Origin of the sequence: Microbacterium sp. SMR1, assembly GCF_003289625.1 — a bacterium.
GTDB lineage: Bacteria > Actinomycetota > Actinomycetes > Actinomycetales > Microbacteriaceae > Microbacterium > Microbacterium plantarum.
In genome coordinates this window covers 571,322-587,011 of sequence record NZ_QMBN01000002.1, presented here as the reverse complement: position 1 = coordinate 587,011, position 15,690 = coordinate 571,322, and the positions used below count along the sequence as shown (strand labels likewise).

The window sequence follows — 15,690 nt, the reverse complement described above, 5'->3', positions numbered from 1 at the left end:
GCGCCGCGCAGGTCAGGGCCGGACGAGGAGGTAGCCGCGCTCGTCGTCGAAGCCGCCGACGGTGAGCCCGGCCGCGAAGTGCTCGAGGAACTGCGCGCGCACGCGGTCGCGCCAGGCGTCGGCGTCCGCGGGAGAGGCGGCGCGGATGGCGTGGATGTCGGCGGGCACCTCGATCGTCGCGACGATCCGGTCGTCGGACGGACGCTCCTGCGGCGGTGCCGCGAGCGGCCACGTCACCATGAGCCGGTCGGTGACCTCGCCGCGATTGATGCCGTCGTCCATGAGCCCGTACTGGTCGACGAGGTAGTCGCTGATGCGGGCTCCGAGTACCTGCAGGTTGAAGTGCGCGTTGCGCGCGAAGAGCGGGTCGAACGTCCACGTGATGGTGCCGACCTCACGGGCGAAGGCCCACGCGCGCTGGTGCTGCTTGAGCACGCGCCCAAGTCCCTGCTGCTGGTACTCCGGCAGCACACCGGTCACGTGCGAGTGCATCGACCGCGCACCCGGCTCGGCGAAGAACGCCACCGACGCACCGACGACCCGGTCGCCGTCGAAGAGTCCGACCACGTAGTTGCCGGAGTAGGCGAGGGCGCGCATGAGGTTCGTGGGCACCGAATCGCGGTCGCCGCCCCACACCTCGCGCAGCACCGCGGCGCCGGCGAAGATGTCGGCGACGGTCTCGAGGGGGCGGATGTCGATCCCCGCGGGCACGTCGGCTGGGGTCGGGGGAACGCTCTCGCTCATGAGCCCACCCTACGCCGCCGCGGATAGCCTGAAGGGATGGCATCGGGTGAGAGCGGACGACGACGACTCACCCGGATGCCGCGACAGGGCGCGATCGTCACGGTGCTGGCGATCGCGGGACTGGCCTCGTCCTTCATGTTCACCCTCGTCGTCCCCATTCAGTCGAAACTGCCCGAGCTGCTCGACGCGAGCCGCGAAGACACGGCGTGGGTCGTCACCGCCACCCTCCTCGCCGCCGCGGTGTTCACCCCCATCGCGGGGCGCCTCGGCGACATGTACGGCAAGCGCCGCATCGTGCTCGTACTGCTCGGCCTGCTCATCGCCGGGTCGGTCGTCGCGGCGCTGTCCACGGACATCGTCGGGGTGATCGTGGGGCGCGCGCTGCAGGGTGCGGTGACCGGCGTCGTGCCGCTCGGGATCTCGATCATGCGCGACGTGCTGCACGAGAACCGCGTCGACGCGGCGATCGCACTGATGTCGGCGACCCTCGGCGTCGGGGGCGCCGTCGGCATGCCCGTGAGCGCGCTCATCACCGAGACGAGCGACTGGCACGTGCTGTTCTGGGTGTCGGCGGGCCTGGGCGCGATCGTGCTCGTGCTGGTCGTGCTCGTCGTTCCCCCGAGCGTGCTGCGGACGCCGGGGCGCTTCGACCTCATCGGGGCGATCGGCCTCGCGGTCGGTCTGACCGGAGTGCTCCTCGCGGTCTCGCGCGGGAACACCTGGGGCTGGACGTCGGCGGCGACCCTCGCGTGCGGCCTCGGCGGCATCCTCGTCCTGATGGTGTGGGGCCGGTTCGAGCTGCGCATCGCCGACCCGTTGCTCGACCTGCGCGTCGCCGCCCGCCCGGCAGTGCTGCTGACGAACCTCGCGTCGGTCGCGATCGGCTTCTCGCTCTTCGCCTCGAACGTGTCGTACCCGCAGATGCTCGAGCTTCCCGAGACGGTCGGCGGCTTCGGGCTGACGCTGCTGCAGGCGAGCCTCATCATCATGCCGGCGGGTCTGGTGATGATGATCCTCTCGCCGTTCTCGGGGCGACTGGCCCGAACGGTGGGGCCGCGCCTGCTGCTCGTCCTCGGCTCGATAGCCCTGATCCTCGCCTACGGCTTCTCGCTGCTGTGGGCCTCCGAGGTCTGGCACCTGCTCGTGGCGAACCTCCTCATCGGCGTGGGCATCGGATTCGGCTACGCCGGCATGCCGATGCTCATCATGCGCTCGGTCCCGCCGACCGAGACCGGCGCGTCGAACGGCCTGAACGCCCTCTTCCGCTCCCTCGGGACGAGCACCGCGGCCGCTCTCGTCGGCGCCGTGCTGGCTGCCCTGTCGATCGAGCGCGACGGCGTCGCCGTGCCGACACCGGCCGCGTTCCAGGTCTCGTTCGCCCTCGGCCTGGGCGCCGCCGTGATCGCCCTGGCCGTGGCGCTGTGCATACCGCAGCGCCGCGATCCGCACGAGTCGCGCCCGTCGCTGCCCTGAGCGGCGTATCGTCGGCATCCATGAGCCACGAGGACGCAGACACCACCGCATCCCGCCCCCACTCCCCCGACGACAGCCGGAACGACCGCCGCTTCTTCGGGCAGCCGTGGGCGCTCACACACATCTTCGGTGTCGAGCTGTGGGAGCGGTTCAGCTTCTACGGCATGCAGATCGTCCTGGTCTACTACCTCTACTTCTCGGTCTCGGAGGGCGGGGCGGGCCTGCCCGAGGCCACGGCCGTCGGCATCGTCGGCGCCTACGGCGGAGCGGTCTACCTCTCCACGATCCTCGGAGCCTGGATCGCCGATCGCCTGCTCGGCTCCGAGCGCGTGCTCTTCTTCAGCGCGATCATCATCGTCGCGGGCCACGTCGCGCTCGCGGTGCTCCCGGGGCTGCTGTCTGTCGCGGTCGGACTCGTGCTGGTCGCGCTCGGCTCGGGCGGGCTGAAGGCGAACGCCACGGCGGTCGTCGGATCCCTCTACTCGGAGCACGACCCCCGCCGCGACGCCGGATTCTCGCTGTTCTACCTCGGCATCAACCTCGGCGCCTTCGCGGGGCCGCTGCTCACCGGCTTCCTGCGCACGAGCCTCGGTTTCCACTGGGCGTTCGGAGCCGCGGCGGTCGGCATGACCATCGGCCTGATCCAGTACGCGATCGGACGCCGGTCGCTGCCCGAGGCCGCACGTCGCGTTCCCAACCCGCTGCCCCGGCCGCGCTACCCGCTGGTCACCGGCATCGCGGTCGCAGCCGTCGCGGCCATCGCGCTCCTGATCACCCTCGGCGTCATCCGGGCCGACAACCTGTCGCTCGTCGTCGTCATCGTCGTCATCGCCGCGACGATCGCCTACTTCACCGTGATCATCTCGAGCTCCCGGATCACCTCGACCGAGCGGTCGCGCGTGTACGGCTTCATCCCGCTGTTCATCGTCAGCGTCGCCTTCTGGTCGCTGTATCAGCAGCAGTTCACCGTCATCCCGATCTACGCCGAGAAGCGGCTGGACCGGAACGTCCTCGGGTGGGAGATGCCGCCGGACTGGGTCAATTCCATCAACCCCGTGTTCATCATCATCCTCTCGGGGGTCTTCGCGGCCCTGTGGACGAAGCTCGGAACACGTCAGCCCTCGACGCCGATCAAATTCGCCGCGGGCGTCATCGTCATGGGACTGGCGTTCCTGCTCTTCCTGCCATTCGCCGGCGGCGGCCCGGACGCGACACCGCTGCTCGGCATCGTCGGCATCCTGTTCGTCTTCACCGTCGCCGAGCTGCTGATCTCGCCCGTCGGGCTGTCGGCCGCGACGAAGCTCGCGCCGGCGAGATTCCAGACGCAGATGGTCGCACTGTTCTTCCTCTCGGTCTCGCTGGGAACCGCGATCTCGGGACTGCTCGCGCCGCTCTACAATCCCGAGAACGAGGTGCCCTACTTCTCGATCCTCGCCGCCATCGCGATCGTCCTCGGCCTCGCACTCGCAGCGGCCCGCAAGCCCGTGCTCGCTCTCATGCGCGACGTCCGCTGACACACGCGAGAGGATGGACACATGTCCTCTTCCGTCGCGCGTCGTTCCAACCCCACCGCCTGGGCCGCCTTCTGGGTCGGCCTCCTCGGGCTCATCCTCATGCCGATCCCGCTGTTCATCGGCTTCGTGCTCGGGGGCGGTCTCTCGCTCGTGGCCGCCGTGCTGGTGGTGATCGCCCTGCTCAAGGGCCTCGCGCGCAGCGGCGCGGGTATCGCTCCGGTCGTCTTCGCGGGCATCTTCGTGCTGCTCACCTGGGGCGGCATCTCGCTCGGCGGCGGCATCGTCTGGTGACCCACCCCCGCAGGCTGTCGGGCCGCGATGCACCCGCGACCGCGGGCGCCCAGCTGATTCGGCTAGCGTGAATGGTCGCAGGACACCGCGAGAGGGAGCCATGACCGACACACAGCCGCAGATCTTCGAGCCCGAGGGCCGCGCCATCCCCTACGTCGAGGATGCCGGCAGCGAGCCGGTCCTGGTGCTGATCCCGGGCTACAGCAACGTCGCGGCGCTCGGAACGCTCGCCCACGTGCTGGCCGAGGAGGACTTCCGCATCCTGCGGGTCGGCTACCGCACGGCGCAGACCGAGGGCGTCACGCTGCACGACCTGGCACAGGATGTCGTCGACGTCATGGACCACGTCGGACTCGGCGACGCCTGGGTCGGCGGTCACGCCTTCGGCGGCGCCGTCGCGCGCACCGTCTCGATCGACCACACCGACCGCGTCGACGGCGTGCTGCTGCTCGGCGCCGAGGGCGACGAGCCCCGCACCGACCTCGAGCCGCTGCAGGCGGCGGCCGCGGCATCCGTGTCGGCCGAGGAGTGGCGCGCGCTCGCTCCGACGGTTCCGGTCATGCTCATTCAGGGCGCCGACGACGAGGTGCTGCCGCCCGCGAACGGCGAGCGCCTGCAGGCCGCCGCTCCCGGCCTCGTCAGCCTCGTGACCCTCGAGGGTGGCGGGCACCTCTTCCCGGCGACGCACGCCGGCGAGGCCGCCTTCGTCATCGAGGACTACCTCGACGTCGACTGACCCGGGTGCCGAACCGGGGGCTGGGACAGGGCAGAATCGAAGGATGACCGATTCGTCGACTGCGCTCCACCCCGCCCACGCCTGCCTCATCGTGCACGGGCAGGACCAGCCGGGCATCATCGCCTCCCTGTCGGCGATGGTCACCCGCGTGGGCGGCAACATCGTCGCGTTCGACCAGTACTCCGACGACCCGACCGGCGGCGCCTACTTCTGCCGCGTGGTCTTCCACCGCCCGAACTTCGCCGTCGACCGCCCGTCGATCGAAGCCGAGATCGGCGAGACGCTCGCCGGGTTCGATCTGCAGTGGTCGCTGACCGACCAGTCGGTGCCCAAGCGCATGGCGATCCTGTCGTCGAAGCAGGACCACTGCCTGCTCGACCTGCTGTGGCGCCACCGCCGCGGCGATCTGCCCGTGACGGTACCGATGGTCGTGTCGAACCACACCACCTCGGCCGAGGACGTCCGCTCGTTCAACGTCCCGTTCTTCCACGTCCCGTCGACGCCCGGCCCCGACAAGTCGGCGTCCGAGGCCGAGATCCTGAAGCTGCTCGTCGGCAACGTCGACTTCGTCGTCCTGGCCCGCTACATGCAGATCCTATCGTCGGACTTCCTCGAGAAGCTCGGCGTGCCCGTCATCAACATCCACCACTCGTTCCTCCCCGCCTTCATCGGCGCCGAGCCCTACAAGAAGGCCAAGGAACGCGGCGTCAAGCTCATCGGCGCGACGAGCCACTACGTCACGACCGACCTCGATGAGGGGCCGATCATCGAGCAGGACACGATCCGGGTCACCCACGCTGAGACGGCGGCCGAGCTCGCCCGCCGCGGCGCCGACGTCGAGCGTCAGGTGCTCTCGCGCGCGGTGCTGTGGCACGCGCAGGACCGCGTCATCCGACACGGCAACCACACGATCGTCTTCTGACCGCGGGCCGCGCGAGCTCGCGGGCCGGGTGTCAGCTCGCGGGCTGCACCGGCTCGAAGTCGTCGCGGCCCGTCGCGCCGGTCGGCGACAGGAAGATGCGCGTCGTGTCGCCGGGATCGGCGGGATCGAATACGAGCGGACGCGTGTCACCGATCGCCGGCACCTCGCGCGGCGCGATGAGCACCATGGTCGTGACCCAACGATCCGTGCCCACGACATCGGTGAACTTCGCCACCAGCGACGCGGCCATCCGCGACGCGTCATGCGCGGGAAGGGGCGCCTCGACGATCTCCGCGTCGACGCGCGAGCCGGAGGCCAGGAGGCGCGAGATGACCGCGTTGTTGCGGCGGCGCGTCGCGAGGGAGCGCACCCGCGCGATGTAGCTCAGCACGGCGAGGAGCGTGAAGAGCCCGGGCAGCCACCATTGTCCGGCGTACAGGATCCACTCGCCGACACCCCAGGTCTCGTTGCCGCCGAATGTCGGGTCGACGGCGACGCCGACGGCGTCGGGCTCGATCCACATCGTCGTCGCGATCCACGTGCCGATCGCCAGCCCGGCCAGGATCATCGTGAGCGGGCCGATCGCCGCGTAGCCCTTCTCGCGGGCGCTGAACCGGTGGTTCCACTTGCCGTACTGGCCGATGCAGACGATCAGCAGAAGGATGCCGACGGGCAGGCCCCACCCGCGCGCAGCCATGGGGACGCCGGTGTCGCGCGTGCCGAACACACTGTTGATGTTCACGACCCGGAGCTGCTCGAAGATGCCGCCGATAGCGAACCCGACGACCGCCGCAGCGGCGACCGACAGGATGCCCCAGATCAGGCTCGCGGCCAAGGCGGAGGTGGCCCCCCGATACTTGGCCTGTTCACGTCGTGCGGCCTCTCGGGGATCCAGCAAACTCACTCCCCCAGGCTAGCGCTGCCCGCGCCGGCGCTCAGGACACGGGCTGCTGCAGGTCGATGACCCATCGGTCGCCGTCATAGGGCGTCTGCAGGTAGATCTCGCGGCACGCGCCGTCGGATCGCAGTCCGCGCCGCTCCGCCTCGGCGACCAGCGCCTGCCACGCGCTCTGAATGCCAGCGAGATCGTCGGCCTCGTAGCGAAGGGTGAGCGCTCGCGGTTCGGCCGAGACGACCGCCCGCTCGAGGCCGTCGGGCACCGGAGCGTCACCGATCTGCTCGGCCGCGGCGACGACCATGCCGTCGCCTGTCGTCGTGTAGACGGCGACGCCGGGTCCGACCCGCTGCGCACCGGCGGACTCGATACGGTCGTTCACGCGCTGGAACATGACGCTGATCTCGTCTTCGATCTGCGCCATCTCGTCGATGCGGACCGACAGTTGAGTCAGAGTCAGCTCGGGCAGTGCGGTCTCGATGAATGTGGACACGGGTATCTCCTTCTCGATCGATCGGAGCCTCGCCTCGACCTCGTTCAGCCGCTGTACGTCCGCGGCGATCTGGCCGCTCAGCTCAGCCCTCCGCTCCCGCAGGAGCGCGGCCACCGATGCCGACGACATACCGTCATCGAGCAGCCGGCCGACCTGTTCGAGGGTGAAGCCGAGGTCCTTCAGCGCGATCAGCCGGTTGGCTCGATCGAGCTGCGACGCGGAGTACGAGCGGTAGCCCGAGGCCGGATCGACGTGATGCGGACGCAGCAGACCGAGTTGGTCGTAATGGCGCAGCATCCGCACCGATACGCCGGCCAGCCGGGCGAACTCTCCGATACTCAACATGGTGATCCCACTCGACAGCCTGACACGGTGTGAGAGTCAAGCGCACGGCCGGATCGGATCAGAAGACGTACTCCATGAGATCGAGCCCGAACGCGCGGAACGCCTCATGAGCGCGCAGGCGGTCGCTCATCGACAGGTCGTCGAACCCGACCAGCAACGCATACGACACCCCGGCACGGGGGCCGGCGAGCACGCCGGCCTCGGCGCGGATGCCGTCGGCGCGGCCGGTCTTGTTCACGAACAGCAGCTCGTGCTTGTCGTCGTCGTGCGCGAAGGGGTCGAGTCCCGTCACCGAGCCGACGAGCGACAGGTCGTGGTTCAGGCTCAACCACTCCGACACCTGGGCGCTGACGCCGGGCGAGACGACGTCGGTGTTGACGAGGGCCGCGAACATCGCGGCGAGCTCGCGTGCCGTGCCGAGCGCGTAGTGCGGGGCATCGTCGGGCCCACGGGTGTCACGGAACCGGTCGAGCAGCGCCGTGCGCGGCATCCCCAGGCTCCCGATCCGGGCGCGCACCGCATCGAGACCGACCCGCTCGAGCAGGGCGTTGGCCGCGAGGGCGTCGCCCGTCGAAGCCGCGAGCACGGCGAGGTCGCCGAGCGGGAGGGCCGGTGCCACGAGGTGTCGCCAGAGTCCCGCGACGGCGACGTCGCCCACTGTCGAACGATCGACGATCTCGAGCGGGTCGAGGGTCCCGGCGTCGAACCGCGTGGCCACCTCGATCAGCAGCGGGACGATCCCCATCCCCGCGACGGGCAGCGTGACGAAGTCGTCGCCCGCGAGCACCGGTGTGCCGCGGTCGAGGTCGCTGACCCGCACGGACACCCGTGCTCCTGAAGCCGCCAGCGTGTCGAGCGCCTTCTCGGTCGACGCGAACCCCCGGCGCGGCACGCTCGAGCGACGTCGCGGACGCGCGGCGCCCCGTCGCTCCGCGCGCGAGCGGGCGGTCCCGGAGGAGGACTCGGATCCATCCACCGTCATGTTCTCGTCTCCGTCGGAGTCAGTCTGAGCGATTCGGTTCGGGTGATCACCAGATCGTGACGCGGCGATCAGGGGCGAGCCACAGCTCGTCTCCCTCGGTGACGCCGAATGCGTCGTAGAACGCATCGATGTTACGGACGATCTGGTTGCAACGGAACTCGTTCGGAGCGTGAGGGTCGATCGTGAGCAGTCGAATGGTCTCGGCGTCGCGGCCCTTCTGCTGCCAGATCTGACCCCAGCTCAAGAGCAGCCGCTGCACACCCGTGAAGCCGTCGATCACGGGACCGTCGGGCGCTTCCGCAAGCTCTTCCGGCGACATCGTCGCGGCGAGGTGGAGCCGGTAGGCCTTGAGGGCGATGCCGAGGCCGCCGAGGTCGCCGATGTTCTCGCCGATGGTCAGGGCGCCGTTCACGGTGTGCTCGTCGCCGAGGCCGCGCGGCACGAGGGCGTTGTACTGCTCGATCAGGGCGCCCGTGCGCTCCTCGAAGGCAGCGCGATCAGCGTCGGTCCACCAGTCGTTGAGCGCGCCGGTGCCGTCGTAGGCGCTGCCCTGGTCGTCGAACCCGTGCCCGATCTCGTGACCGATGACCGCCCCGATGCCGCCGTAGTTCGCCGCGGCATCGCGCTCGGACGAGAAGAAGGGCAGCTGCAGGATCGCCGCGGGGAACACGATCTCGTTCATCAGCGGGTTGTAGTACGCGTTGACCGTCTGCGGCGTCATGTGCCACTCGTCGCGGTCGATCGGCTGACCGAGCTTCGCCAGCTGACGCTCGTACTCCCACTCGGTGGAACGCAGCACGTTGCCCAGGAGGTCGGTGGGGTCGATCTCGAGCGCGGAATAGTCCTTCCAGCGGTCGGGGTAGCCGATCTTCGGGGTGAAGGCAGCGAGCTTCTCGAGAGCGCGCTCGCGGGTGGCCGGCGTCATCCACTCGAGCCCCGTGATCGACTGCCGGTACGCCTCGATGAGGTTGTCGACGAGGGCATCCATCTCGACTTTGGCCTGCGGCGGGAAATGCCGCTCGACGTAGATCTCGCCGACAGCCTCGCCGAGCGCCGCCTGGACGATGCTCACGCCGCGCTTCCAGCGCTCGCGGTTGACGGGCACGCCGGTGAGCTGGGTGCCGTAGAAGTCGAAGTTCTCGGCGACGAAAGCGTCGGGCAGGAACGGCGCCGAGGCGCGAACGACCTGCAAGCGCAGCCAGGCCTTCCAGTCCTCGAGGCGCTCGTCGGTCAGGAGCGTGCCGAGCCCGGAGAGGAAGCTCGGCTGATTGACGTTGATCTCGGCGAAACCGTCACGGTGCCGCGGCGCGAGCCCGTCCAGCCACGGGTCGAGGTCGACGCCGGCGAGGGTCGTCACCTCGTCCCACGTGTGCAGGTTGTAGGTCGCGACGGCGTCGCGGTTTCGCACGTTGTCCCAGTGGTGCGCGGCGAGCTCCGTCTCGAGCCGTGCGATGCGCTCGGCCTGCTCCGCGGCGTCTGCGACCCCGGCGAGCTCGAGCATGCGCTCGGCGTATCCGCGGAAGGCCGTGCGCGTCGGGGCGAAGCCGTCGAGGCGGTAGTAGCTCTCGTCGGGGAGCGACAGCCCGCCCTGCACGAAGAACACGACGTAGCGCTCGGGATTGCCCGGGTCGGGCTCGATGAAGGTGCCGATCATGCCGCCGATGCCCTCGCGCTCGAGCTCGCCGACGGTGCGCAGCAGCGCCGGGATCGAGTCGACCGCGTCGACGCGCGCCAGCTGCGGTCGGAGCGGCTCGGAACCGAGCTCGTCGATGCGAGCCGTGTCCATGAAGCTCGTGAACAGGTCGCCGATCTTCCGCTGCACCGTGCCCGGCTCGGCGGTCGTCGCCTCGTCGATGATGGCGCGGACGTCGCTCTCGGCCTGCTCGGCGATGACGTGGAACGATCCCCAGCGGGCCTTGTCGTCGGGAATCTCGGTGCGCTCGAGCCAGCTGCCGTTGACGTGCCGGAACAGGTCGTCCTGCGGTCGGATCTGGGGACTCAGCTCGGCGATGTCGATGCCGGAGGGAAGGACGGGGTCGGTCATGGCACCCATGCTAGGCCGACCGGACGACACGAACTTCTGAGACCATTCAGCGTTCCGTGGTGGTACATCCCTCGGCAACCGGGATGCCTGCGAAACGATCCCTCGTCCAGTCGAACAGCTCGTCGATGAGCGGCGACGGTCGCTCGACGACCCCCGCATGCTCGAACCCCGCGTACGTGCGGAAGTCGACGTCCTGACCGGCCGCGCACATGCGGTCGACGAATGCGGCCTGGGTCTGCACCGGGATGACGCTGTCGGCCCCGCCGTGCGCCAGCAGCACGGGCGCGGTGGAGCGCAGCGGCGCCGTGTTCTCGCGCAGGTGCCGCCCGAGCACTCCGGATGCCGGCGACCGCGAGAACAGCGCCGGGTCGCGGCTCATCCCGAGAGCAGCGGCGACGGAGAGCACGATCGTCGGGTCGGACAGGCACCGCTCCGACATCTGCCGCAGCACGGTCTCCGCGCCGGGACGCACATAGTCGCGGTACTCGATCTCGGGATAGATCGACGAGAACGAGGCGAAGGCGTAGGACGCGAAGATGCTGCCGCCGGTGACACTCGAGATGCCCTGCACGAGAGCTGCGGGGTCGCTCGCCGGCGCGAGGGCGGCGACGCCCTGCACCCAGACCTCGGGAGCGTACTCACGGGCGACCGCGCCCGTCCACAGCGCCGCCGCACCGCCCTGCGAATGCCCCCACACGACGGTGCGGGCGCCGAGGTCGGCCTCCTCGAGCTCGCGCGCAGCCCGAACGGCGTCGAGCGAGGCGTGGGCGCTCGGCAGCCCGACGAGATAGGGATGCGGCCCCTCGGTGCCGAGTCCGATGTAGTCGGTGCCGACGACGGCCCAGCCCTCTTTGATGGCTCGCGGCAGCATGTAGAAGGCGCCCGCCCACAGTCCGCGCGGCTGCAGCGACGGGGCGCAGTGCTGCGCGAACCCGGTGGTCCCGTGGTTCCAGTCGATCACCGGCCATTGCCCGTCGCCCTCGCGCGGCACCGCGACGATGGCGCTCGCGACGCGGACATCTCCGTCGACGCCGGTCGTCGTGTAGAGGATCCGCCACCCTTCCGCGCTGGCCGGGATGCCGGCGTCGAACGGCTCCGCCCGCACGAGCCGGCCGGGCTCGTCGGGCAGGTCACGCGGCGCCGCATAGAAGTCGTCGACGACGGTCGAGCCGTCGCGCAACGGCGCTGTCACGATCGTCGTGGTCACGGCCAGCGCGACGGAGGCGATGGCGACCACGGTCCGTCCCCACCGCCGGCGAGGCCTGCCGTCCGGCCCCACGCGTTCGGCCACGCGGTCGTCGCGACGGCGGCGGAGCCGCGTCCAGAGGTCGACGACGCCGCTCATGATCAGCCGGGCGCCGAAGACGACGGCGGTCACGAGCAGGGTGATGTCGGGCCAGAACAGTGCGAGCGCGCCGAAGATGACGCCCGACGCGCCGAAAGCGGCGTCGGCGATGCGCGCGTCCCAGGTGCGGCCACGCCCGAAGGCTGCGATGACGCCGAGGATGCCGCCACCGAGGAGAAGGATGCCGACGACGACCGCGACGACACGCACCGTCAGTCCCGGCGCGAGGAGGACGATCGCGCCGCCGAGAAGCCAGGCGACCCCCGTTGCCGTGCGCCAGCGCGGGCGGTGCGCCTCGCCCTCGCGCCCGGTGAGCTCGAGGAGGCCTGTCAGCGCCATTCCGCCGCCGATCAACCAGGCGAGGACGTCGAGAGCCGTCGTGGGACGGATGACGATGACGACGCCGAGCACGACGGCCGCTGCGGCCACGACGACGCGGACCCACGTCGGCAGCCGAGCGTGCAGGCGCGCAATCGCCAGGCGTTCGAGCAGCCGCATCCGGCGTCCTCTCCCTCGGTCGATGATCAACGGTAACCGTCGTTGCGGTGGCGTTCCGTGCGCTCGACAGCGACCCGGCGGTCGTGCAAAGGCGGGTCCGCCGGCGTCACGCCTCTAGGCTCGAGTCATGGCGCCCACGCTCAACCGCGAGATCCTGCGGCTGGCCGTTCCCGCCCTCGGCGCCCTCATCGCCGAGCCGATGTTCCTCATCGTCGACGCCGCGCTCATCGGCCACCTCGGCGTCGTGCCGCTCGCGGCGCTCGGCATCGCCGGCGCGGTGCTGCAGACGATCGTGGGGCTGATGGTGTTCCTCGCCTACGCCACGACCCCGGCGGTGGCCCGTCGCTTCGGAGCGGGCGATTCGACCAGCGCCGTCAGCGCGGGGATCGACGGGCTGTGGCTCGCGCTCGGCCTCGGCGCCGTGCTCGCGGCCGCCGGCTCGCTCACCACGCCGCTCCTGGTCGGCATGTTCGGAGCCGGCGAGGCCGTCGCGACGGATGCCGAGACCTACCTCCGCCTGTCGATGTGGGGTCTTCCGGCGATGCTCATCGTCTTCGCCGCGACCGGGCTGCTGCGCGGCATGCAGGACACCGTCACCCCGCTGTGGATCGCCGGCCTCGGCTTCGGCGCCAACGCGGTGCTGAACGTCCTCTTCATCTACGGGTTCGGCTGGGGCATCGCCGGGTCGGCGATGGGCACCGTGATCGCCCAGTGGGGCATGGTCGGAGCCTACGTGGTCGTGATCGGCCGCCTCGCTCGCCGGCACTCGGCGTCGCTCCGGCCCCGCGCCGACGGCATGCGCGGGTCGGCGCGTCTCGGCGGCTGGCTGTTCCTCCGGACGGTCTCGCTGCGCGCGGCGCTGCTCGCGACCGTCGCCGTCGCGACCGGCCTGGGCACGAGCGAACTCGCCGGCTGGCAGGTCGCCTTCACGATCTTCTCCACCGCGGCCTTCGCGCTCGACGCGCTCGCGATCGCCGCGCAGGCGCTCATCGGGCGTGGCCTGGGCGCCGGCGACGAGGCCTTCGTCCAGCGCGTCCTCGGTCGCACCGTCGCCTGGGGCGCCTGGTTCGGCGTACTCGTCGGGGGCGTCATCGCCGCGACGTCAGGGGTCATCGGGCTGCTGTTCACCGGCGACCCTGCCGTGGCCGCCCTGATTCAGCCGGCGCTGCTCGTCCTCGCGATCGCGCAGCCCGTCTGCGGCATCGTCTTCGTCCTCGACGGGGTGCTGATGGGCGCCGGCGACGCGCGCTATCTTGCGATCGCCGGAGGCCTGAACCTCATCCCCTTCATCCCCGCTCTCCTGGTGATCGGAGCGCTGCATCCGGGCGGCGCGGCAGGCCTCGCCTGGCTCGCGGTGGCGTTCTTCGGCGTCTACATGATCGCCCGGCTGGTCACGCTGGGGTGGCGCGTGCGGCGCGGCGCGTGGCTGCGCATCGCCGTCTGAACCCCGGAGACGCGAAGCCGAACTGTGATCGGGTCGAAACCCCATTCACGTGCGAACCTCAGATTCCGCGCTTAGCGTGGCGGCATGCCGAAGCTCACCTCTGCCGCCGCCGCCGGTGCCGCCGTGCTCGTGGTCGGGATGCTCGCCTCCGGCTGCGCGCAGGAGACCGCGCCGGTCGAGATCCCGACGCGCTCCGACGACCCCCGGACGCTGCCCCGCCCCACCGCCGACGACGCCCGGCAGTGGGCTGATACCGTCGTCCCCGAGAACGGGCTCGGCGGGGCGTCCTGGACCCAGCGCGAGGCCGGTGTTCTCGAGCCCGGCAGAGAGCCGATCATCTCCGTCACCGCCGGCGAAGCGCCCGCCGTCGTGACGATCGCCTGCGTCACCGGATCGGGAAGCGAGCTGGCCTACACCGTCACCGCCGACGGCACGACCATCGAGAGCGGAAAGGTGCCGTGCGCCGCCGTCGACGGCAACGCCGAGCCGCACGGCATCCGGGACGTCCCGGCCGACGCGACGGTCGAACTCAGCGCGTCGGCGACGGGTCTGTTCGTCTACGCCGTCACCCCGGACCGCCACCCGGAGCGGTGACCTCTCGCCGGTCGGTCCTCATCGAGCCCAGCGACGGCACCACTCGTACATGACCACGGCGCCCGCGGCCGATGCGTTGATGGAACGCGTCGAGCCGTACTGCGTGATCTCGACGACGACGGATGCCGCAGCCACGGCCTCGGGCGACAGCCCCGGCCCCTCCTGACCGAACATCAGGACGGCCCGCTCGGGCAGGTCGGCGCGGTCCACCGGAACCGACCCCGGGACGTTGTCGACCGCGACGATCGGGAGGTCGTTCTCACGTGCCCACGCCGCGAAGGAGGCCACATCCTCGTGGTGGCGGACGTGCTGGTAGCGATCGGTCACCATCGCGCCCCGACGGTTCCACCGCCGCCGTCCCACGATGTGGACCTCCGCCGCGCCGAAAGCGTTCGCGCTGCGCACGATCGAGCCGATGTTCATATCGTGCTGCCAGTTCTCGATCGCGACGTGGAAGGGATGCCGGTGCTCGTCGAGGTCGGCCACGATCGCCTCGAGCCGCCAATAGCGGTAGTGGTCGACGACGTTCCGGCGGTCACCGTCGGCCAGCAGCTGCGGGTCGTACCGGGGGTCGTCAGGCCACGCGTCCGGACCGCCCGGCCACGGCCCCACGCCGACCGGCAGCTGCGTTTCCGCGTCGACGCCGTCGCGGTCGCCGCTCGCGTCGGCGGGGTCGGGGCGGGTCACCGGGACAGGCTATCCCGCCGCCGCGGATAATCTGGAGTGTGCCCTCCCCCGCCGTCGACGACTACCTGAAGACGATCTACCACCACACCGAGTGGCAGCCGGCGCCGATCACCCCCTCGCAGCTCGCGGCGACGCTCGGGCTCGCACCGTCGACGGTCACGGAGATGGTCCGCAAGCTCGCCGCTCAGGACCTCGTGTCGCATCGCCCGTACGGACCGGTGGCCCTGACCGAAGCCGGTCGGCGGCGTGCGGCATCCATCATCCGGCGTCACCGCCTCATCGAGACCTGGCTCGTCCGCGAGTTCGGCTACGCCTGGGACGAGGTCCACGACGAGGCCGAGGTGCTCGAGCACACCATCAGCGACCGGCTGCTCTCGGGCATCGCCGAACGGCTCGGCGATCCCCGGTTCGATCCGCACGGCGACGCGATCCCGGACGCCGACGGCGAGGTCCATCGCGAACCGTTCGTGCTGCTCGCCGAAGCGGCGATCGGCCACGAGGGCCGCATCCTTCGCGTGAGCGACCGTGATCCCGCCCTGTTGCGCACGCTCGAGGGCCACGGCGTCGACGTGGGCCACACCCTGACGGTCAGCGGACGCGGCAGCGTGCGGCTCGACGGCGGCGGTTCCGTCGTGCTGCCACCCGGTGCCGCCGCGGCCATCTGGGTCACCGCCTGAGCGCGA

General features: G+C 70.6%; 15 protein-coding genes. 8 read left to right on the top strand and 7 right to left on the bottom strand.

Features of this window, described 5'->3' with window-relative positions:
- Positions 1-12: 12 nt before the first annotated feature.
- Positions 13-744, bottom strand: coding sequence for a GNAT family N-acetyltransferase (locus DO944_RS07405; RefSeq protein ID WP_181574180.1), 732 nt, complete (start codon positions 742-744; stop codon positions 13-15).
- 75 nt (positions 745-819) lie between these two features.
- Between DO944_RS07405 and DO944_RS07400 the strand changes: the two genes are divergently transcribed.
- The 5 genes from DO944_RS07400 (at position 820) to purU (ending at position 5,680) form a co-directional block, all read left to right on the top strand.
- Positions 820-2,217: an MFS transporter gene (locus DO944_RS07400; protein WP_112616953.1), complete on the top strand. Its 1,398-nt coding sequence runs from the start codon at positions 820-822 to the stop codon at positions 2,215-2,217.
- A gap of 20 nt (positions 2,218-2,237) precedes the next feature.
- Positions 2,238-3,731 carry a peptide MFS transporter gene (locus DO944_RS07395; RefSeq protein WP_112616155.1) on the top strand — a complete coding sequence of 498 codons (1,494 nt, stop codon included), beginning with the start codon at positions 2,238-2,240 and terminating at the stop codon, positions 3,729-3,731.
- Between the two features lie 21 nt (positions 3,732-3,752).
- Positions 3,753-4,022 (top strand): hypothetical protein, encoded by a 270-nt coding sequence (locus DO944_RS07390; RefSeq protein WP_112616153.1) that lies wholly within the window; start codon positions 3,753-3,755, stop codon positions 4,020-4,022.
- A 100-nt stretch (positions 4,023-4,122) separates the two neighbouring features.
- Entirely contained in the window at positions 4,123-4,758 is a 636-nt protein-coding gene (locus DO944_RS07385) for an alpha/beta fold hydrolase (protein ID WP_112616151.1), read from the top strand.
- A gap of 43 nt (positions 4,759-4,801) precedes the next feature.
- The gene (gene purU / locus DO944_RS07380) at positions 4,802-5,680 is read left to right on the top strand and encodes a formyltetrahydrofolate deformylase (RefSeq protein ID WP_112616149.1); all 879 of its coding nucleotides are present in this window, start codon (positions 4,802-4,804) and stop codon (positions 5,678-5,680) included.
- A gap of 31 nt (positions 5,681-5,711) precedes the next feature.
- On the opposite strand, the gene DO944_RS07375 is transcribed toward purU, so the two are convergent.
- From DO944_RS07375 to DO944_RS07355, 5 genes are read right to left on the bottom strand one after another with little or no spacing between them, the layout of a single operon-like run.
- Positions 5,712-6,584: a hypothetical protein gene (locus tag DO944_RS07375; protein WP_112616147.1), complete on the bottom strand. Its 873-nt coding sequence runs from the start codon at positions 6,582-6,584 to the stop codon at positions 5,712-5,714.
- Between the two features lie 31 nt (positions 6,585-6,615).
- Positions 6,616-7,413 carry a MerR family transcriptional regulator gene (locus tag DO944_RS07370; RefSeq protein ID WP_112616145.1) on the bottom strand — a complete coding sequence of 266 codons (798 nt, stop codon included), beginning with the start codon at positions 7,411-7,413 and terminating at the stop codon, positions 6,616-6,618.
- A 58-nt stretch (positions 7,414-7,471) separates the two neighbouring features.
- Positions 7,472-8,395, bottom strand: a complete 924-nt coding sequence (locus DO944_RS07365; protein ID WP_112616143.1) for a serine hydrolase — start codon at positions 8,393-8,395, stop codon at positions 7,472-7,474.
- Positions 8,396-8,441: 46 nt separating this feature from the next.
- Positions 8,442-10,439 carry a M13 family metallopeptidase gene (locus DO944_RS07360; protein WP_181574179.1) on the bottom strand — a complete coding sequence of 666 codons (1,998 nt, stop codon included), beginning with the start codon at positions 10,437-10,439 and terminating at the stop codon, positions 8,442-8,444.
- A gap of 46 nt (positions 10,440-10,485) precedes the next feature.
- On the bottom strand, positions 10,486-12,282 hold the full coding sequence (locus DO944_RS07355) for an alpha/beta fold hydrolase (protein ID WP_112616139.1): 1,797 nt from the start codon (positions 12,280-12,282) through the stop codon (positions 10,486-10,488).
- Between the two features lie 127 nt (positions 12,283-12,409).
- Here DO944_RS07355 and DO944_RS07350 point away from each other — a divergent pair, with 127 nt between their 5' ends.
- Together DO944_RS07350 and DO944_RS07345 are read left to right on the top strand one after the other, a co-directional pair.
- Entirely contained in the window at positions 12,410-13,726 is a 1,317-nt protein-coding gene (locus tag DO944_RS07350; protein ID WP_112616137.1) for an MATE family efflux transporter, read from the top strand.
- 84 nt (positions 13,727-13,810) lie between these two features.
- Positions 13,811-14,320, top strand: coding sequence for a hypothetical protein (locus tag DO944_RS07345; protein ID WP_112616135.1), 510 nt, complete (start codon positions 13,811-13,813; stop codon positions 14,318-14,320).
- Between the two features lie 18 nt (positions 14,321-14,338).
- Here DO944_RS07345 and DO944_RS07340 read toward each other — a convergent pair whose 3' ends face one another.
- Entirely contained in the window at positions 14,339-15,007 is a 669-nt protein-coding gene (locus tag DO944_RS07340) for an RNA methyltransferase (protein WP_112616133.1), read from the bottom strand.
- 38 nt (positions 15,008-15,045) lie between these two features.
- On the opposite strand from DO944_RS07340, the gene DO944_RS07335 reads away from it, so the two are divergent.
- Positions 15,046-15,684: a metal-dependent transcriptional regulator gene (locus DO944_RS07335; RefSeq protein WP_112616131.1), complete on the top strand. Its 639-nt coding sequence runs from the start codon at positions 15,046-15,048 to the stop codon at positions 15,682-15,684.
- Positions 15,685-15,690: the final 6 nt, after the last annotated feature.

Excerpts from the sequence above, each read along its gene's own strand:
- DO944_RS07360 (WP_181574179.1), bottom strand. The coding sequence starts at position 10,439 with ATGACCGACCCCGTCCTTCCCTCCGGCATCGACATCGCCGAGCTGAGT.
- DO944_RS07400 (WP_112616953.1), top strand. The coding sequence starts at position 820 with ATGCCGCGACAGGGCGCGATCGTCACGGTGCTGGCGATCGCGGGACTG.
- DO944_RS07395 (WP_112616155.1), top strand. The coding sequence starts at position 2,238 with ATGAGCCACGAGGACGCAGACACCACCGCATCCCGCCCCCACTCCCCC.
- DO944_RS07345 (WP_112616135.1), top strand. The coding sequence starts at position 13,811 with ATGCCGAAGCTCACCTCTGCCGCCGCCGCCGGTGCCGCCGTGCTCGTG.
- purU (WP_112616149.1), top strand. The coding sequence starts at position 4,802 with ATGACCGATTCGTCGACTGCGCTCCACCCCGCCCACGCCTGCCTCATC.
- DO944_RS07370 (WP_112616145.1), bottom strand. The coding sequence starts at position 7,413 with ATGTTGAGTATCGGAGAGTTCGCCCGGCTGGCCGGCGTATCGGTGCGG.
- DO944_RS07355 (WP_112616139.1), bottom strand. The coding sequence starts at position 12,282 with ATGCGGCTGCTCGAACGCCTGGCGATTGCGCGCCTGCACGCTCGGCTG.
- DO944_RS07405 (WP_181574180.1), bottom strand. The coding sequence starts at position 744 with ATGAGCGAGAGCGTTCCCCCGACCCCAGCCGACGTGCCCGCGGGGATC.
- DO944_RS07350 (WP_112616137.1), top strand. The coding sequence starts at position 12,410 with ATGGCGCCCACGCTCAACCGCGAGATCCTGCGGCTGGCCGTTCCCGCC.
- DO944_RS07365 (WP_112616143.1), bottom strand. The coding sequence starts at position 8,395 with ATGACGGTGGATGGATCCGAGTCCTCCTCCGGGACCGCCCGCTCGCGC.
- DO944_RS07390 (WP_112616153.1), top strand. The coding sequence starts at position 3,753 with ATGTCCTCTTCCGTCGCGCGTCGTTCCAACCCCACCGCCTGGGCCGCC.
- DO944_RS07385 (WP_112616151.1), top strand. The coding sequence starts at position 4,123 with ATGACCGACACACAGCCGCAGATCTTCGAGCCCGAGGGCCGCGCCATC.